Annotated in this window: 12 protein-coding genes and 1 pseudogene; 7 read left to right on the top strand and 6 right to left on the bottom strand. The window is 71.4% G+C overall.

Annotated elements, in window-relative coordinates; translation table 11 throughout:
- Positions 1–194: 194 nt before the first annotated feature.
- Together ACFPZI_RS09275 and ACFPZI_RS09270 are read left to right on the top strand one after the other, a co-directional pair.
- A pseudogene (locus ACFPZI_RS09275) lies at positions 195–359 on the top strand (WGR domain-containing protein); the annotation flags it as partial.
- Between the two features lie 210 nt (positions 360–569).
- Positions 570–1292 carry an FAD binding domain-containing protein gene (locus tag ACFPZI_RS09270; protein WP_381360901.1) on the top strand — a complete coding sequence of 241 codons (723 nt, stop codon included), beginning with the start codon at positions 570–572 and terminating at the stop codon, positions 1290–1292.
- A gap of 351 nt (positions 1293–1643) precedes the next feature.
- On the opposite strand, the gene ACFPZI_RS09265 is transcribed toward ACFPZI_RS09270, so the two are convergent.
- The gene (locus tag ACFPZI_RS09265; RefSeq protein WP_381360722.1) at positions 1644–3122 is read right to left on the bottom strand and encodes a glutamate-cysteine ligase family protein; all 1479 of its coding nucleotides are present in this window, start codon (positions 3120–3122) and stop codon (positions 1644–1646) included.
- Positions 3123–3202: 80 nt separating this feature from the next.
- Between ACFPZI_RS09265 and ACFPZI_RS09260 the strand changes: the two genes are divergently transcribed.
- Positions 3203–3439 (top strand): helix-turn-helix domain-containing protein, encoded by a 237-nt coding sequence (locus tag ACFPZI_RS09260; RefSeq protein WP_381360719.1) that lies wholly within the window; start codon positions 3203–3205, stop codon positions 3437–3439.
- Between the two features lie 124 nt (positions 3440–3563).
- The gene (locus tag ACFPZI_RS09255) at positions 3564–6938 is read left to right on the top strand and encodes a pyruvate carboxylase (protein WP_381360899.1); all 3375 of its coding nucleotides are present in this window, start codon (positions 3564–3566) and stop codon (positions 6936–6938) included.
- A 197-nt stretch (positions 6939–7135) separates the two neighbouring features.
- On the opposite strand, the gene ACFPZI_RS09250 is transcribed toward ACFPZI_RS09255, so the two are convergent.
- Together ACFPZI_RS09250 and ACFPZI_RS09245 are read right to left on the bottom strand one after the other, a co-directional pair.
- Complete coding sequence (locus ACFPZI_RS09250; RefSeq protein WP_381360716.1) at positions 7136–7633, bottom strand: carboxymuconolactone decarboxylase family protein; 498 nt, start codon at positions 7631–7633, stop codon at positions 7136–7138.
- Positions 7634–7736: 103 nt separating this feature from the next.
- Entirely contained in the window at positions 7737–9410 is a 1674-nt protein-coding gene (locus ACFPZI_RS09245) for a PucR family transcriptional regulator (RefSeq protein WP_381360714.1), read from the bottom strand.
- Positions 9411–9591: 181 nt separating this feature from the next.
- Between ACFPZI_RS09245 and ACFPZI_RS09240 the strand changes: the two genes are divergently transcribed.
- Positions 9592–10860, top strand: coding sequence for an NAD(P)/FAD-dependent oxidoreductase (locus tag ACFPZI_RS09240; protein ID WP_381360712.1), 1269 nt, complete (start codon positions 9592–9594; stop codon positions 10858–10860).
- A gap of 47 nt (positions 10861–10907) precedes the next feature.
- On the opposite strand, the gene ACFPZI_RS09235 is transcribed toward ACFPZI_RS09240, so the two are convergent.
- A complete protein-coding gene (locus tag ACFPZI_RS09235; protein WP_381360709.1) occupies positions 10908–11822 on the bottom strand; it encodes a YceI family protein in 915 nt (304 codons plus the stop codon).
- 454 nt (positions 11823–12276) lie between these two features.
- On the opposite strand from ACFPZI_RS09235, the gene ACFPZI_RS09230 reads away from it, so the two are divergent.
- Positions 12277–12888: a dihydrofolate reductase family protein gene (locus ACFPZI_RS09230; protein ID WP_381360707.1), complete on the top strand. Its 612-nt coding sequence runs from the start codon at positions 12277–12279 to the stop codon at positions 12886–12888.
- A gap of 162 nt (positions 12889–13050) precedes the next feature.
- Here ACFPZI_RS09230 and ACFPZI_RS09225 read toward each other — a convergent pair whose 3' ends face one another.
- Positions 13051–14517: a glucose/sorbosone family PQQ-dependent dehydrogenase gene (locus tag ACFPZI_RS09225; protein ID WP_381360704.1), complete on the bottom strand. Its 1467-nt coding sequence runs from the start codon at positions 14515–14517 to the stop codon at positions 13051–13053.
- 461 nt (positions 14518–14978) lie between these two features.
- Between ACFPZI_RS09225 and ACFPZI_RS09220 the strand changes: the two genes are divergently transcribed.
- Positions 14979–15563 carry a TetR/AcrR family transcriptional regulator gene (locus ACFPZI_RS09220; RefSeq protein WP_381360703.1) on the top strand — a complete coding sequence of 195 codons (585 nt, stop codon included), beginning with the start codon at positions 14979–14981 and terminating at the stop codon, positions 15561–15563.
- Positions 15564–15681: 118 nt separating this feature from the next.
- Here ACFPZI_RS09220 and ACFPZI_RS09215 read toward each other — a convergent pair whose 3' ends face one another.
- Positions 15682–17952, bottom strand: coding sequence for a cytochrome P450 (locus ACFPZI_RS09215; protein WP_381360700.1), 2271 nt, complete (start codon positions 17950–17952; stop codon positions 15682–15684).
- Positions 17953–17959: the final 7 nt, after the last annotated feature.

The following is a 17959-nucleotide window of genomic DNA, read 5'->3' as shown; positions in this document are numbered from 1 at the left end:
TGTGGACGCACGGGGGCGATGAGGGGATGAGGCGGGGAGGTGAGCAGCGGGACGAGAGGGGCGTCGGGGCGGCGGAGGCAAGCGATATGTGGGACTCGCAGGAGCCGGGACAGGTTGCTTCCACGTATGGATCACCGGTGGGTCCATTGTCAGTGGTGCCGCCTACGGTTCGATCAGTGGGACCTGCCGGAACGGCCGGCCGCCTGCGCGTGCACGTGGTGTCCGATGGGTGCGACTCGTCGTGGAACGTGCAGTTCCCGCGCGCGATACGAGAGCCCGGAGCCCGCTATGCCGTGGACGCGCTGCACCCGGCGGCCGGCGGCTTCTACCGGGTCCGCGGTGACATCCGGCGACTGCTCCGACGTCCCCACGGCCGCTCGCGGGCGAGGGGACGTGGGGAGGGTCCCCGGGGGACCGGCGTCCGGCCTCGGGGCGTACGACAGGCGCACCCGGGGTTCGTACGAGCCCTGTACGCGCCCCCACGCCCGTGCGGAGAATGCAGTGTCCCTGATCATGCAGCGGAGTGGCCGGTTCCGTCGGCCGAAGCCCAGGAAAGCAGGTCGATCGCCGTGCTTTTGCGTCTGCCCACATCCCTGACCGAAGCACAGAACTGCATGGCCGAAGGAGCGGTGCCCATCGGCGGAGCCACTCTCGTGTGGGCGCTCTGGCAGCGGGACGGCTTCCCCGAGCAGGCGATGTCCCTGCGCAGCCTGCCGGAGGCCAACATGCTCGAGCGCGAGGCGCTGGGCGCGGCCGTCCTGCTGCACCGCATCGACGACCGGGTGCCGGAGGTCCTGCGCGGTGCGGCCTCCACCGTGGGCACCGGAGCGGTGCGCCGGACGGCCACGGTCGGCGGCAACATCGTGGGCAGCACCCTGCGATGTCTGCTGCCGGCGGCGCTCGTCCTGGACACACGCGCCACGGTGCTGGACCGGGACGGAGTCTTCGAGACCGATCTGGCCGAGGTGGTGGCCAAGCGCCATCTGCTGCTCAGCCTGCACTGGCGCGCCCCGATAACCAGCGGATACCACAAGGTGCCCGCCGAAGCGGGCGGACCGCCGCCCCTCGTCGTCGCCACCGCCGTGCATGCCGAGGAGGACGGACGACGCAGGGTCCGCGTCGCGGTCCGTGACGGCTACGAGGTGATCGGCGGGAGCACGCACTGCACGGCCGGTACGGACGAGACGCTGCGGGCCCTGGACACCACGGACCTTGGGTCGCTCCCCCCGGAGCTCCGCGACGTGATGCGCCGGGAGGTGTCGGGGGTCCTTGGCCGGGCCGACGACGACTGACCGCACCGACGCCTGTTCGTGCCGACGCCCCTGCGTGCCGCCGGGTGACGGCCCCGGCCTCCGGCGCCGTTCACCGGTCCTGCTGCTCAGTCCGCCGCGTGGGTGTGCCAGGTCGTGGGGCCCCGGACTCCGGCCCGGCGCAGCGACTGCGGGCCGTGCAGGTAGATCTCGCCGATCTCCAGGAGGAGGGCGAGCGCCGGGCGGCGGCCATGTCGCCGAAGAACGGCGCGCCCGTCCGGCCGCGTGCGTGGTGACGCCCGGCGGGCCGACAAATCGCAAACAGGACAGTCGAGACGTCAGCCAGTCGGAGGGTCAGACCCACCAGCAGCGCCACCACGAACATCATCACTGTCAGTCGACAGGCCAGGTGTGCACCGGGGCGTTGAGGTGCATGTAGTCGATGTACTGCTGCGTCATCCGGCGCAGGGCCTCATGGCGGCCGCAGCGGGCGGTGGCGTCGATGTGATGGAACATCTCCTTCTGCCACACCGCCCCGTTGCGCCCGGTGACGCACCGCTGCTCGATGATGCCGAGCAGCGGCTCCCGCCAGGCCTCGTCCATTCCGGAGAGCTCCAGCCCGCGGTGCGCCAACGGCAGCAGCCGCCGCAGCACCAGCTCGGCCACCGGCACCTCGCCCATCCCGGGCCAGTACAGCCGGGCCTCGATGCCGTGCCGTGCCGCCGTGTGCAGGTTCTCCTCGGCGGCGGAGAAGGACATCCGGGACCATACGGGCCGGTCCTCCTCCGCCAGGGCGCGGGTGAGTCCGTAGTAGAAGGCGCCGTTGGCCAGGGTGTCGGCGACGGTGGGGCCGGCCGGCAGCACCCGGTTCTCCACCCGCACATGCGGCTTGTCGTGCGCGATGGCGTAGACCGGGCGGTTCCAGCGGTAGATGGTGCCGTTGTGCAGGGTCAGCTCGCCCAGCTCGGGGATGTCGCCCCGGTCCAGCGTCTCGGCGGGATCCTGCTCGTCGCACAGCGGGAGCAACGCCGGGAAGTACCGCAGGTTCTCCTCGAAGAGGTCGAAGACGCTGTTGATCCACCGCTCCCCGAACCACACCCGGGGCCGTACCCCCTGCACCTTGATCTCCTGCGGGCGGGTGTCGGTGGCCTGCTCGAACAGCGGGACGCGGGTCTCGTGCCACAGTTCCTTGCCGAACAGGAACGGCGAGTTGGCCGCCAGGGCGATCTGGACCCCGGCGATCGACTGCGCCGCGTTCCAGTAGTCGGCGAACTGCTCCGGGTACACCTGCAGGTGGAACTGGGTGCTGGTGCAGGCGGCCTCGGGAGTGATCGTGTCCGCGTAGGTGCGCAACCGGTCGACGCCGTCCACCTCGATGTGCAGGTCCTCGCCCCGGGCCGCGAAGATCTGGTCGTTGAGCAGCCGGTAGCGCGGGTTCTCCGACAGCGCCGACTCGCCCACGTCCTCCTGCCGCAGCGTCGGCAGGATCCCGGTCATGATCAGATGCGTACCGACCGACTTCGCGCGCTCCTCGGCGTGGTTCAGCGCGGCACGGATCTCGGACTCCCAGGAGTCGGGGCCGCCCGCCGTCAGCCGCCGCGGCGGAACGTTGATCTCGAGGTTGAACCGGCCCAGCTCCGTGGACCAGGCGGGGTCCGCGATCACTTCGAGCGCGTCGCTGTTGCGCATCACCGGCTCCGCCCGGTCGTCGACCAGGTTCAGCTCGATCTCCAGCCCCACCTGGGGCCGCTCGGACTCGAACCGTGCCTCCCGCAGCAGCTGCGCGAACGTGTCGAGGCACTCCTGCATCTTGATCCGGTACCGGCGGCGGTCCTCACGGGTGAACACCAACGCCGGGACATCCCGTCCCATCGGATTTCCTCCCGGCTTCGGTCCCCGGACACCTCTCCCTCCCAGCGTCGCACCACCGGCCGACTCCGACCACGCGGGACATGACCCACCGCGACGCCCCGTACCCCGTACCCGTGCGGGGTACGGGGTACGGCAGCGAGCCCCGGAGGTCCCGGCACGTGTGGGGCGAGTACCGCGCCAACTCGGCCATCGAGAAGCTCGTCTCCCGCCTGAGACACAAAGTGGACAAGGAACACCCCGCACTGATCCGCACCCGCCGGGACTTCGGCTACTGGCTCGGCCGCCCCGGCCGTCGGAACGTCACCCCCGCGCGCTGACGTGCCCCACGGCGCCGAAGCGGAGACCCCGCCCGGCACGGGACGAGTGGCCCGGCTCACATGGCGCACCGGGCCTGCCACCGACACGATGGTCTTCGTCACCGGGCAGGCTGAAGGGATCAACATGTTCCGCAAGGTGCTGGTAGCCAACCGTGGTGAGATCGCGATCAGGGCGTTCCGTGCGGGCTACGAGCTGGGCGCCCGAACGGTCGCGGTCTTCCCTCACGAGGACCGCAACTCGCTCCACCGACTCAAGGCGGACGAGGCGTACCAGATCGGCCAGGTCGGGCATCCGGTGCGAGCCTACCTCTCGGTCGAGGAGATCGTCGGCGCGGCACGCCGGGCGGGCGCCGACGCCGTCTACCCGGGCTACGGATTCCTGTCCGAGAACCCCGAGCTGGCCCTGGCGTGTGAAGAGGCGGGCCTCACCTTCGTCGGACCGAGCGCCCGGATCCTGGAGCTGACCGGGAACAAGGCGCGCGCCGTCGCCGCGGCCCGCGCGGCGGACGTGCCGGTGCTGGGCTCCTCGGAGCCCTCCACCGACGTGGAGGAACTCGTCCGCGCCGCCGACGGCATCGGCTTCCCCGTGTTCGTCAAGGCGGTCGCCGGCGGTGGCGGGCGCGGGATGCGCCGGGTCGAGGACCCCGCCCAGCTGCGGGAGTCCATCGAGGCGGCCTCGCGGGAGGCCGCGTCCGCGTTCGGCGACCCCACGGTCTTCCTGGAGCGGGCCGTCATCGATCCCCGTCACATCGAGGTGCAGATCCTCGCCGACGGCGAGGGCAACGTCATCCACCTGTTCGAGCGCGACTGCTCGGTGCAGCGCCGCCACCAGAAGGTGATCGAACTCGCGCCCGCGCCGAACCTCGACCCGGAGCTGCGGGACCGGATCTGCGCCGACGCCGTGCGCTTCGCCCGCCAGATCGGCTACCGCAACGCCGGCACCGTGGAATTCCTCGTCGACCGCGACGGGAACCACGTCTTCATCGAGATGAACCCCCGCATCCAGGTCGAGCACACGGTGACCGAGGAGGTCACCGACGTCGACCTCGTGCAGGCTCAGTTGCGCATCGCCGCCGGTGAGACACTCGCCGACCTCGGACTCGCCCAGGAGAACATCACCCTGCGCGGCGCCGCGCTGCAGTGCCGCATCACCACCGAGGACCCGGCCAACGGCTTCCGCCCCGACACCGGGCAGATCAGCGCCTACCGCTCGCCCGGCGGCTCCGGCATCCGTCTGGACGGCGGCACCACCCACGCCGGCACGGAGATCAGCGCCCACTTCGACTCCATGCTGGTGAAACTGACCTGCCGCGGCCGGGACTTCGCCACCGCCGTGGGCCGGGCCCGGCGCGCCGTGGCCGAGTTCCGCATCCGCGGCGTCTCCACCAACATCCCCTTCCTCCAGGCCGTGCTCGACGACCCGGAGTTCCAGGCCGGACGGGTCACCACGTCGTTCATCGAGCAGCGCCCGCACCTGCTCACCGCGCGCCACTCCGCCGACCGCGGCACGAAGCTGCTGACCTACCTCGCCGACGTCACGGTCAACAAGCCGCACGGCGAGCGGCCCGAACTGATCGACCCGACGACCAAGCTGCCCCGGCCGACCGCGGCCGAGCCGGCGCCCGGCTCCCGGCAACTGCTCGCGGAACTCGGCCCCGAGGGATTCGCGAGCCGGCTGCGCGCCTCGCCCACCGTCGGCGTCACCGACACCACCTTCCGCGACGCCCACCAGTCGCTGCTCGCCACCCGGGTCCGCACCAAGGACCTGCTCGCCGTCGCCCCCGTGGTGGCGCGCACCCTGCCCGAGCTGCTCTCCCTGGAGTGCTGGGGCGGCGCCACCTACGACGTCGCCCTGCGCTTCCTCGCCGAGGACCCCTGGGAACGCCTGGCCGCCCTGCGCGAAGCCGTACCGAACATCTGCCTGCAGATGCTGCTGCGCGGCCGCAACACCGTGGGCTACACGCCGTACCCGACCGAGGTGACCGACGCCTTCGTCCAGGAGGCGGCGGCCACCGGCATCGACGTCTTCCGCATCTTCGACGCGCTGAACGACGTCGCTCAGATGCGGCCCGCCATCGACGCCGTACGGGAGACCGGGACGGCCGTCGCGGAGGTCGCCCTGTGCTACACCTCCGACCTGTCCGATCCGTCCGAGCGGCTCTACACCCTGGACTACTACCTGCGCCTGGCCGAGCAGATCGTGGCCGCGGGCGCGCACGTCCTGGCCGTCAAGGACATGGCGGGCCTGCTGAGGGCGCCCGCGGCGGCGACCCTGGTGTCCGCCCTGCGCCGGGAGTTCGACCTGCCGGTCCACCTGCACACCCACGACACCTCCGGCGGGCAGCTCGCCACCTACCTCGCCGCCATCCAGGCCGGAGCGGACGCCGTCGACGGAGCGGTGGCGTCCATGGCGGGCACCACCTCGCAGCCCAGCCTGTCGGCGATCGTCGCGGCGACCGACCACTCGGACCGGCCCACCGGCCTCGACCTCCAGGCCGTCGGCGACCTGGAGCCGTACTGGGAGAGCGTCCGCAAGGTCTACGCCCCCTTCGAAGCGGGCCTGGCCTCACCCACCGGCCGCGTCTACCACCACGAGATCCCCGGCGGGCAGCTCTCCAACCTGCGCACCCAGGCCATCGCCCTCGGCCTGGGCGACCGCTTCGAGGACATAGAGGCGATGTACGCCGCCGCCGACCGGATCCTCGGCCGCCTCGTCAAGGTGACCCCCTCGTCGAAGGTGGTCGGCGACCTGGCCCTGCACCTGGTGGGCGCCGGGGTGTCCCCGCGGGACTTCGAGCAGGACCCGGACCGGTTCGACATCCCCGACTCCGTCATCGGCTTCCTGCGCGGCGAACTCGGCACCCCGCCCGGCGGCTGGCCCGAGCCGTTCCGGACCAAGGCACTGCGTGGCCGCGCCGAGGCCAAGCCCGTGCAGGAACTGACCGCGGACGACCGTGCCGGGCTGGCGAAGGACCGCCGGGCCACGCTCAACCGCCTGCTGTTCGCCGGTCCGGCCCGCGAGTTCGAGACGCACCGGCAGACCTTCGGCGACACCAGCGTCCTGGACAGCAAGGACTTCTTCTACGGACTGCGCCCCGGCACGGAGTACACCGTCGACCTCGACCCCGGGGTGCGGCTGCTCATCGAACTCCAGGCCGTGGGCGACGCCGACGAGCGCGGCATGCGCACCGTGATGTCCACCCTGAACGGTCAGATGCGGCCGATCCAGGTCCGCGACCGGGCCGCCGCTTCCGACGTTCCGGTCACCGAGAAGGCCGACCGCAGCGACCCCGGCCATGTCGCGGCGCCGTTCGCCGGAGTGGTGACCCTCGCGGTCGCCGAGGGCGAGGAGGTGGCGGCCGGTGCCACGGTGGCCACCATCGAGGCGATGAAGATGGAGGCCGCGATCACCGCCCCGAAGTCCGGCACGGTGAGCCGGCTGGCCATCAACCGCATTCAGCAGGTGGAGGGCGGCGACCTCCTCGTGGAACTCGCCTGAGCCGGCCACTGCCCGCCCCGCCGCCCGGCCCCGCCGCCGGTGCTCACCCGAGGAACTCGTCCGGCGGCGGCAGGAGCAGGAACGTCCGCCGCATCGGAGCCTTGTGCGGGGTGGCGGGCAGCACGGCAGACCACGACCGCGGAATCAGCGGATCCACGGCGGACGGTGGGGCCGGGGCGGCAGGCCCGCGGGGGCGTTCAGCTGGCCGGGGCCGCGGCGCGGCTGCGCACCGGGTGTTTGCTCAGGACCGAGACCCGGTTGAAGGCGTTCATGGTGATCGCCACCCAGATCACGGCGGATATCTCCTCCTCCGACAGTACGGAGCGGGCGATGCCGTAGGCGGTGGTCTGCGCGTCCGCGTCCGTGGGAAGTGTGGTCGCCTCGGCCAGCGCCAGCGCGGCACGCTCGCGAGGATCGAACAGTCCGGTGTCGCGCCAGGCGGGCAGCACACCCAGACGCTGCGTGGTCTCACCGGCGCGCAGCGCCCTCGTGGTGTGCAGACTCAGGCAGAACGCGCACGCGTTGAGCTGGGAGACCCGGATGTTGATCAGCTCGACGAGGATGCGGTCCAGCCCGGCGTCGGCCGCGACCTTGCGCACCGCCTCGGCCGTGGCCGACAGTGCGCGATAGGCGTCCGGGCTCTGCTGGTCGACGAAGACCCGCCTGCCGGTGGTCTCCGCTGCCGACTCGGTCACGTGAACTCCCTCAACGCGCGATCTCTGACCTCCTGTCTTATCATCAACGACTCATTTTTGATGAATGCACTTTCAACGGTCGGCCGGACAAGGCCGCGAGCGGTCACGGACGGGGCGGCGGCGAGGGAGGACCGGGCGTCTCGCCCTGGGTCGACGACGTGCCCATCGCCGTGAGCTGCAGCCGCAGAGCGAGCCGCACGCGGGGAGAGGACAGATCCACCGGAGCCACCTCGTCGAGCTTGCGCAGCCGGTACCGCAGCGTGTTGGGGTGGATCCGCAGCCGCCGCGCGGCGCTCTGCGGGTCACCGAAGTGGTCCAGCCAGGCCGCGAGCGTCGCGCGGTAGGGCGTGCCGTGCTCCTCGTCGTGCGCGCGCAGCACGGCGAGCGGGCCGCCGAGCAGGCCCGTGTCGATCCCGATGGCCGCCGTGGCACGCTCCACGACCACGGCGTCCCAGGCGTCCTCCATCAGGAGGAGCCCCGTCGTGCCGTGGAGCGGGAGCAGGCCCGCGGCGACCAGCCGGTGGAGCTCCCCGGCCTCCGCGGTGGAACGGGGCAACCGGTCGGGGGAGTGGGCAGGGCACCCCGCGACGGCGTACAGGCCCGCATCGCGCGCGTGGACCTCACCGAGCACATGGCGCAGCCAGCCGAGGGTGCCCGCACCGGCGTCGGCCATACCGCCGGCCGTGACCGGCCGTCTGCCGCGCGGCCGCTCGGTGACCAGGCCGAACAGCAGCCCGTCGAGGTCGGTCAGCAAGGGCTCGTGCCAGCCGAAGCGGCGCACGACGGACTCCCATAGATCCAGCTGCCTGCGTACGTCGCCGGCCTCGTAGGGCGACCCGAAGGCCACTACCCGCCAGGGACCCGCCGGCAGTGAGGGAGCCGCGCCGGGTCCGGGAAGCGCGCCCGGACCTGGCGCGGCTCCCTCGCGCAGGGTCACCCGCAGTCGGCCGGTCGACACCCGCCGTGCGATACCCGCCTCGGCGCGCAGCCGCAGCAGATGCAGGGCGAGGACCGAGGCCACGTCGCGGAGCTCCCGGATGCGCTCCTCCGGGACCGGAGGGCCGACCACCGCCCAGATCGAGCCGAGCCACTCGCCGCCGGCCCGCACCGGGATGATCAGCCGGGGCAGCGTGCCGTCGGGGCCCGCCGGGGTCCAGATGGGGTCGCTGGAACGGGCGAGCCTGCGGAAGACGCCGCCGGCCCGGAAATGGGTGAGGGTCTCCGGCGGGACGCGCCGTCCCACGATGGTGGAGACCCTCGCCGGATCAGTGGTGTCCTGGCGCGCGGAGTACGCGAGCACCCGGGACTGAGCGTCCTCCACCGTCACGGGCGCGTCGATGATCTCGGCCGCCGCGTCGGCCAGCGCGAACAGGTCGACGTGCGGTCCGGGCGTACCGAGGCGACTGGTGTCGGGCGCGGCGGCCCGGTCGATGACACCTCGCAGCAGCCAGACGACATGCGCCCATGAGGTGTGCGGCTGCAGTTCGACCAGGGCGGGGCCCGCCAGTTCGCGGGTGGCGCGGGCCACCTGGGGATCGCCGGCGAAGGGGCTCTTGAGGACGACGCCCCCGGCCGCCGCCCGTGCGGCCCGCTCCAGCAGAGCAAGGGCCTCCGCCCGGTCGGTCACGCCCACCCCCAGGACGAGTTCCCCCGGCTGCCCCCCGGCGTCGCCGGGCTCGGCCAGGGCGACGTCGTGCACCTCGGCGTTCCCGGCCGCCACGACCGTGCGGAGGAACCCGGCGCCCAGGGAGTCCACGAGATCGGTGACCGTGATCATCACGGGCACTCCGCAGGGGGAGAGGAACAGCTCATGCGCAGGGTCATGCCCCCATTGTGACTCCGGTGCACAGTGCGCGGCGCACCATCGATCCGGTTGTCATTGGCCGCACAGCACAAAGACAACCGGGCGGACCGGGCCCACCATCGAAGACATCACCGCCTTGGAGAAGAGGTTTCGCATGTCCCGCCCTTCCTCGCCCGCACACTCCGGCCCCCGCTCCGTCGCCGTCGTCGGCGCCGGCATGGTCGGACTGTCCACTGCCTGGTTCCTGCAGGAGCGGGGAATCGACGTCACCGTGTACGACCGTGCGGGAGTGGCCGCCGGGTCGTCCTGGGGCAACGCCGGGTGGCTCACCCCCGGACTGGCGACACCGCTGCCCGAGCCCGCGGTCCTCGGCTACGGCCTGCGGGCGGTGCTCAGTCCGTCCTCCCCGGTCTACGTCCCACCCAGCGCGAACCCCGCCCTGCTCAGGTTCCTGGCAGGATTCGCCCGGAACAGCACCGCGGCACGGTGGCTGCGCGCGATGCGCGCGCTCGTCCCCATCAACGGCCTGTCGCTGGCCTCCTTCGACCTGCTGGCCGAGGGAGGCGTCGAAGCACGCACCCTCGACGCCAAGTCCTTCCTCGCGGCCTACCGCACGGCCGGGGAGCGCCGGGTTCTGCTGGAGGAACTCGAACAGATCCACGCCGCGGGCCAGAGCATGGAGTTCGACGTCCTCGACGGAGATGAGGCCCGGGGGATCGAGCCGTCCCTCTCGGACGAGATCGGCGCGGCGATCCGGCTGCACGGTCAGCGCTACATCGACCCGGGACACTTCGTGCACTCCCTGGCCGACGCGGTCCGTGCCCGGGGCGGGGAGATCCGGGAGAGCACGGAGGTCACCGATGTACGGGACGCGGCCAGCGGTGTCACCGTCCTGACCGGTGACGGCCAGAGCCGGCGCTTCGACGCGGTGGTCCTGGCCACCGGAGCCTGGCTCGGCCGGCACGCCAGGAAGTTCGGCGTCCGCTCCCTCGTGCAGGCCGGCCGGGGATACAGCTTCAGCGTCCCGGTCGAGCACGTGCCGTCCGGACCGGTCTACTTCCCCGGACAGCGCGTCGCCTGCACTCCGCTCGGCGACCGGCTGCGCGTCGCCGGAATGATGGAGTTCCGCAAGCCGGAAGCGCCCTTGGACGCCCGCCGGATCAACGCCATCGCCGAGGCGGCCCGCCCGCTGCTGCGCGGGGCCGATCTGGACGCCCGTAAGGACGAGTGGGTCGGCTCGCGCCCGTGCACGACCGACGGACTTCCCCTGATCGGCCGCACCCGCTCGCCCCGGGTCTTCGCCGCGGGCGGCCACGGCATGTGGGGCATCACCCTCGGCCCGGCCACCGGACTGCTGCTCGCCGAGACGGTCGTCACCGGCGAACGTCCCGCGCAGCTCGCGCCGTTCGACCCGCTGCGCTGACCGGCCGCTGACGGCGGGGTGGGATGCCTGCCCCGCCGGTCCGTCCGCTAGTTGGGCGGGGTCGGTGTGTCGTGGGTCCGGTACATGGCCTGTACGTCGAGCGCCAGCTGGACCGTGGGCCCGACGACGGCGATGCCGCGGGCGAGCATGGAACGCCAGTTGAGGGTGAAGTCCTCGCGATGCAGTTCGGCCTTCGCGAGGGCGGCGCAGCGCAGCTCCTGCTCGTAGCCGCCGTTCACGGTGCCGAGATACTCGGTGTCCAGGCCCACCGAGCGACTGGTGCCGTGCATCGTGAGGGTGCCGTGCACGGTCCACTTGGAGCCGCCGCGGTAGGAGAACCGAGTGCTCGCGAAGTCGATGTACGGGTAGTTCTCGACATCGAGGAAGTCGCCGGACCGCAGGTGGTTGTCGCGGGTCTGGTTGCCCGTGGTGATGCTGGAGGCGTCGATGCGCACCGAGACCTGGGAGTCGCCCATGTTCTCCGCGACCCGGATGCCGCCCTTGAACCGGGTGAAGCGGCCGTGGACATGAGCCATGCCCACGTGCTTGGCGATGAACCGGATCGCGGTGTGCGGAGGGTCGAACAACCAGGTGCCGGGGGGCGGCAGCTCCAGCTGACGCCCGGGTTCCAGCACGATGCGGAGGGGAGCGAGAGCCATCCCGGCGGGTATGTCGACGGTCTCGCGGACGGGCGACAGGCCCTCCGCTGTCAGCATCACGCTGTACCTGTCCGGGGGCAGGGTCGCCATGAAGTAGCCGTACGGGTCGGTGGTGCCGCGGGCCGCGACGCGGTGGCTGTCCAGCGCGGTCACCGTGACCTCGGCCGCTCCCAGCGGCTGCCCCAGGGCATCGACGGCCTCGCAGCCGAACGCCCCCGCCCCGGCCGGCAGGGGGACCAAGAGGCCCGACGCGGCGCCGGAGGCACCGTGCGGGCGCAGGCGTCGCAGCAGTCCGAGGACCATGGTGTTCACCTTTCTTCACGCATGTTTCCGCCTGGCCCGTACGGCACACCGCGTTCGCGGCTGCCAAGAGCCCGGGGAACAGGACATCGGCACGAGGGGGGCGGCCTGTCATTGATCCTAAAGCCGTTGGGAGGGGAGAGCGGCTGCTCCCGACGTCGGCGCGGGCGTCGGGCGGCGCCGGATGGACCCTCAGAAGTGCGATGTTATGAAGAGCGATGTACTGATTTGTAGGGGCGTTGCTTTGCAGCACCGCTCCGGCAAATGACAGGGGGCGTATCGCGATGTTCATGCATCACTCGCGATTTCGGTGCACGTTACACACGAACCGCGCACACGTCGCCGGAGGCTCCCGGACCGATGAGTTCTCGCGCGCCTCACCGTCCAAGAAGGAGAGGGACGGTGAGGGACGGCACGGACAGGGCGCCGTCCCCGTCGAGGAGAGGAGTGGCGCGCGATGAAGCTGACGCTGACGCAGTTCCTGACGCTGGACGGCGTCTACCAGGGCCCGGGGTCCCCGGACGAGGACACCAGCGACGGATTCACCCGGGGCGGCTGGTTCGTACCGTACCTGGACGAGGCCTTCGAACAGCTGGCCGCCACCTGGCTCGGCCAGGCGGACGCCCTGCTGCTGGGTCGCCGTACGTACGTGAACTTCGCGCGGGACTGGCCGAAGATGACCGAACCGCCCTTCGGCCCCCTCATGAACGGCCTGCCGAAGTACGTGGCCTCCCACACCCTGACCGAGGCCGAATGGAACCCGAGCATGATCCTCTCCGGCGACATCCCCGCCCAGATCGCCGACCTGAAGCGGCGGCCCGGCCATGAGTTGCAGCTCCACGGCAGCGCCAGGCTGTCCCAGTCCCTGCTGGCCGCCGGCCTGATCGACGAACTGCGCCTGGTGATCGCCCCCGTGCTCGTAGGAACCGGCCGCCGCCTCTTCCCGGCCGGCGTCACCCCGACCGGGCTCCGGCTGGTCCGTCACGAGACGACACCGCGCGGCCTGGCGGTCCACACCTACGAAACGACGGGACAACCCGGGTACGGGACGTACGGCGCCGAGGCGTAAGGGGTGAGAGCCGGCAGTCCTGGCGCGACTGGCCCGGCCCGTACGGGTACGGCAGAGGCCCTCGCCCCGGGATGCCGGACCTGTGCGAGGCACCGGCCGGGCGGGGCGAGGACGACTGCGTGTGCTCCTCGGCGTGCTGGAGCGGGATCGGAGCGCGGCGGGTCAGCGCTCCCAGCGGTATTCGATGATCGCGCCCGGGTTCGCCAGGGGTTCGGTCGACGGGGCGCCCCGGATGTCACGGACGGGGCCCGCGGAGTCGGTCGCGACGAAGAGGGACCTGCCGTCGGCGCTGAACTCCGTGTCACGGAAGCGGTTCTCCTCCGTGATGAGCTTGGTGACCTTGCTGACGTCCCGGCCGTCCGGCGTGAGGTCGACGCGGTAGACGGTGCCGTCCTTGAGAGTGGTCATCACCAGGGAGTCGTCCCAGCCGGGGAGGCCCTCTCCGATGGACCCGGCGGACTTCCTGGATGTCCCGTAGTGCTCGAAGCTGGAGGGCGCGATGGTGGGCCAGCACACCGACCACATCTCGCCCTGGGCGCACTTGGGGTTCTGGAAGTTGAAGTCCGAGTTCACGGTGCCGAAGGTGTGGATCGGCCGCACGAAGGGCTCGGTGAAGTCGGTCTCCTGCAGCACCGGGACCGTTTCGGGGATCTTGAAGTTGCTGAAGGTCAGCTCGTCGCAGGGGGTCGGCCAGGAGGCGGACCAGTTGGCGTAGACGTAGGCCTTGTCGTCGCGGTAGCCCGCGACGTTCGGCCAGCCGTAGTTGCCGCCCTTCTGCAGGATGTTGATCTCGTCGTCGGTCTTCGGGCCCTGCTCGTTCGAGTAGAGCGTGCCGTCGGGGCCGAAGGCCAGGCCCTGGGCGTTGCGGTGCCCGTAGGTGTAGACGTGGCTGCGCACGCCGTCGAGGACCGGGTTGTCCGAGGGGATGGAGCCGTCGGTGTTCAGCCGCAGGGTCTTGCCCTGGTAGGCGATCCAGTCCAGGCCCTCGACCTCGTGGGCGGTGGGCAGCCGCATGGCGTAGCTGGGCCTGCAGGTGTTGCCGAACTGGTTCACGCCCTGGTCGCCGATGGTGTAGTACAGCTTGCCGTCCGGGCCCAGGCGCAGCCGCGCCGACTGGTGGTCGTTGCCGGACGGCATGCCGGCGATGACGGCCTTCGGGCTGTGCAGCCGCTGTTTGCCGGCGTCGTAGGTGTAGCGCTCGATCTTCGTGCGGGCCTGGACGGCCGGGGTCGGGTCGATGTCGTAGCTGTAGGCGACGTACGCGTACAGCGCGCCGGACTCGTGCTCCTCCAGGGCGAGGCCGAGCACGCCGTCCTGCCCGCCCTCGCTGTGGACGGCCTTCGGCAGGCTGAGGAGTGTGGTCTTGGCGCCGGACTTCGGGTCGACCCTGGTGACCTTCTTGCCGCTCTTCTCGGTGGCCCACAGAGAGTCGTCGGGAGCCCGCACGATCTCGTAGGGGTCGTTCAGCCCGGTGGCCACGACCCGCTTGGTGAACGTGCCCGACGAGGGCGGGGCGTCCGTGTTCCCGTTGGCGGAGGGATCTCCGCCCGTGACAGCGGCGCCGGACAGCGATACGCCGAGGGCCAGGACGAGCGCAGTCGTCACCGGCCCGCGCAGTATGTGGTCCATGTGGTTCCTTCCGGTGAATTGCCCCCCGCATTCGAAGCATTGCTCTCCGCTTACGTTTCAGCGCTCCGAGTACTGTTTCGTTGTGCCGTTCGGGTGAAGGGGAGGCTGTGGCCGGGACGCGGACCAGCCCGGACGCCGCCCCGGGCGGCGGCGGACTGGGCAGTTTCAAATACCCCTGACGGGGAATGAGTTGGGGCATCCTCGTCTGCCGACGGGCGGCACGCCGTTCCCTGGTCCTCTGTACGGTGCGACCGGTCGGGGCCGCCGCGATCAGGTGCCCACTGCACCCGACCGGCGTAGCACCGTGGAGTGCCCCCCACCTCGCGGTTCACCCGAATGGCTACACTTCACCGGCAGTGCCGCACCGCCCCGCCTCCCGACGGGACGAACCGGGCGCTGTTCCCGGCCACCCCCGGGTGTCGTCGATCCGTCAGCTTCTCCCTGTGAGCCAGGTACTCCGCATGGCAGCCAACCGCACGGCCAAGAGCATCGCCACGCGTCAGCGTTTCGTCGACGAGGCTCTGCGTCTCTTCAAGGAACGGGGCTACGAGAACACGTCCATGGCCCAGATCGCGGCCGCGGCCGGCAGCAGCCGGGCCAACCTGTACCTGTACTTCAACAGCAAGTCCCAGATCATCAGGGCCCGCATGACCGAGATCGAGGCCGAGGTCGCCGAGCTCTACGAAGTGCTGGACGGGATGCCGGAGCACACCCCCGGGGCCCTGCGGGAGTGGCTGGGGACCGCCCGCGGGATGTGGCTGCGCTACGCCACGGAGTTCGAGGCCGTCAGCCAGGCCATGGCCATCGACCAGGACGTGCTCGAGGAGTGGCTGGGCCTGATCCGGCGCGTCTCGTCGGCCCACGCCGCGCTCCACCTCGACGGTGCGACGGAGGACGAGCGGACGGAACGCGAAGTGCACATGGCCACGCTCATGATGAGCCTGGAGCGCAACTTCTACTTCCTGTACATCCGCGGCCACAAGGAGCGGGAGGAACTGATCCTCACCTCGCTGGCCCGGCAATGGGCCCAGCTGTTCGACGACTGAGACGACCGACCGGGCCGGGGCGACCGGAGTGGGCCGGGGCGGCCGACGCCACTCGGCGGGGAACCCGGGGCACGGGTTCCCCGCCGAGTGGTGGGAGGAGCGGGCGGCGGCGCCGGCGTCAGCCGCCGAGCACCAGCCGCGGGCACCCGGCCTCGGCCCGGGACACGCAGATCAGCATGGTCTCGTTGGTCTCCTGCTCCGACGCGGTGAGGATCGAGTCCCGGTGGTCGGCGCGGCCGGAGACGATGCGCGTCTCGCAGGTGCCGCACGTCCCGGTCTTGCACGAGGACACCACCGGCAGCCCGGCCTTCTCCGCGGCCTCCAGGATCGTCTCGTCCGCGCCGACCTCGACGACCGTCCCCGACTCGGCGAACTCCACCTGGAACGGTGTGTCGGGAACGGTGCGTTCCACGGGCTTGGGAGCGAACCGCTCCATGCGCAGGGAGTTCTTCGGCCAATGGGCGGTGTTTTCCTCGACGGCGCGCAGCAGGGGCTCGGGCCCGCACGCGTAGACGAGCGTGTCGTCACGCACCTCACCGAGCAGACCGGCCAGGTCGATCAGGCCGTCCCGGTCCTGCGGGACCAGCGTGACCCGGTCGCCGTGGGCGGCCAGCTCGTCGCAGAAGGCCATCGACGTGCGGGTGCGCCCGCCGTAGACGAGGTCCCACTCGGCCCCGGCACGCTGGGCCTCCCTGATCATGGGCAGGACCGGGGTGATGCCGATGCCCCCGGCGACGAAGAGGTAGCGGGGCGAGGGCAGGAGCCGGAAGTTGTTGCGCGGCCAGGACACGGTGACCCGGGACCCGGCGGTCAGCGCCTCGTGCACCGCCGCCGACCCGCCCCGGCCGGCCTCCTCCCGCAGCACACCGATGCGGTACGTGGTGCGGTCCTCGGGGTCGGAGGCCAGCGAGTACTGGCGCACCCACGGCCCGTCCTCCCCGTCGTCCCCACTGTCCCTCCGGGGCACATGGACGTCGATGTGGGCGCCGGCCTTCCACGGCGGCAGGTCCCCGCCGTCCGGGTGGCTCAGGGCCAGGGCGACGACGCCGTCGGACGCCTCGGTGCGCTCCGTCACCTCCAGGTCGAGCGTGCGCACCGTGCGCGTCCTCGACCGCTCGACGTCCGCGACGTCCCAGTGCACGTGCAGCGAACGGCGCACCGGGAGCAGGGCCATGCGCAGGAAGTCCAGCTCGTCGGTGTCGTCGGGACGCAGCGACGGCAGCCGTTCGAAGAGCACCCGCAGCCCCGTCGCCCCCTGGACCCGGGCGAGCGGATTGCCCAGGCAGGTGTGCCGTCCGGCGGTGAAGGCCAGGTGATCCTCGGGGTCGGGGCGGTGGATGTCGAACTCGAAGGGCCGGTCGACGTGCCGGGGGTCGGTGTTGGCCGAGGCCAGCGCGACCCACACCATGTCACCGGCCGAGATCTTCACGCCCGACAGTTCCACGTCGCGCGTCACCCGGCGGGAGGTGAACGTCGAGGACGGGCGGCGCCGCACCGTCTCCTCGAAGACCCGGGGCCACAGCTCCGGTTCGGCGAGTGCGTCCTGCAACGCCTGGGGGTTCTGGGACAGGAAGATCACCGCGTTGGTCATCGCCTGGGCGGTGGTGTCCGTGCCGGCCGCGGCGAACTCGGAGACATGCAGGGCGATCTGAGGGGTGGGCAGCGCGTACGAGCCGTCCTTCGCCCTGGCCGACGCCATCACGGAGATGATGTCGTCGGCGTCGGAGTCGCGCCGTTCGTCCACGATGGCACGCAGCGTCAGGTTGGCCTCGACGAAGCGGTCCCACACCTCACTGCGCCCCGGCTCGGGCAGCGGCTCGTGCGCGGACGACAGCACGGCGAACAGGTCGTCGCGCAACTGCCGCAGCATCGCCTCGTGCTCGTAGCCGAGTCCCAGCAGCGCCATGATCGTCTGGGTCGTCAGCTCCAGCGAGTACTCCTCGAGCAGATTCGCCGAACCCCGGTCCTCGAACCGGTCGATGATGCGGTGCGCCCTGGCCTCGATCTCCGGCTGCAGCCGGTCCATCCGCTCCTTGACGAAGCCCCGCTGGGCCACAGAACGCGTCTCGGTGTGGCCGGGCGGGTCCTGTCCCACGATCATCTTCGACACGAGGTCCGGCGGGTAGAGCCCGTGGTGCTTCTCCGGCACGTCCGCGGCCGAGTTGGCCGCCGACGAGTAGGTCCGCCAGTCCGAGAGAACGGTCAGGCAGTCGTCCCGCCGCGTCACGATCCACGCGTTGAGGTGCGGGTACCAGAACACCGGCGAGGTGTCCCGGACCGTGGCCAGGTGACCGGCCGGGTCCCGGTAGTAGTCGTCGCCCATCGCGTCGAAACCGTGGGCGACGGGGCAGCGGCCCACGGGGCGGGCCTCTTCCTGCAGTGACGTCATGGCCTGC

It is taken from the genome of Streptomyces chlorus, assembly GCF_042655885.1.
GTDB classification, from domain to species: Bacteria; Actinomycetota; Actinomycetes; order Streptomycetales; family Streptomycetaceae; genus Streptomyces; species Streptomyces chlorus.
The sequence above is the reverse complement of the archived record's forward strand: the minus strand, read 5'-3'. Positions and strand labels throughout refer to the sequence as shown.

What these genes read in the sequence shown, in the direction of transcription:
- ACFPZI_RS09255 (WP_381360899.1), top strand. Translation starts at nt 3,564, where the DNA reads ATGTTCCGCAAGGTGCTGGTAGCCAACCGTGGTGAGATCGCGATCAGG.
- ACFPZI_RS09230 (WP_381360707.1), top strand. Translation starts at nt 12,277, where the DNA reads ATGAAGCTGACGCTGACGCAGTTCCTGACGCTGGACGGCGTCTACCAG.
- ACFPZI_RS09260 (WP_381360719.1), top strand. Translation starts at nt 3,203, where the DNA reads ATGACCCACCGCGACGCCCCGTACCCCGTACCCGTGCGGGGTACGGGG.
- ACFPZI_RS09215 (WP_381360700.1), bottom strand. Translation starts at nt 17,952, where the DNA reads ATGACGTCACTGCAGGAAGAGGCCCGCCCCGTGGGCCGCTGCCCCGTC.
- ACFPZI_RS09245 (WP_381360714.1), bottom strand. Translation starts at nt 9,410, where the DNA reads ATGATCACGGTCACCGATCTCGTGGACTCCCTGGGCGCCGGGTTCCTC.
- ACFPZI_RS09240 (WP_381360712.1), top strand. Translation starts at nt 9,592, where the DNA reads ATGTCCCGCCCTTCCTCGCCCGCACACTCCGGCCCCCGCTCCGTCGCC.
- ACFPZI_RS09220 (WP_381360703.1), top strand. Translation starts at nt 14,979, where the DNA reads ATGGCAGCCAACCGCACGGCCAAGAGCATCGCCACGCGTCAGCGTTTC.
- ACFPZI_RS09265 (WP_381360722.1), bottom strand. Translation starts at nt 3,122, where the DNA reads ATGGGACGGGATGTCCCGGCGTTGGTGTTCACCCGTGAGGACCGCCGC.
- ACFPZI_RS09225 (WP_381360704.1), bottom strand. Translation starts at nt 14,517, where the DNA reads ATGGACCACATACTGCGCGGGCCGGTGACGACTGCGCTCGTCCTGGCC.
- ACFPZI_RS09235 (WP_381360709.1), bottom strand. Translation starts at nt 11,822, where the DNA reads ATGGTCCTCGGACTGCTGCGACGCCTGCGCCCGCACGGTGCCTCCGGC.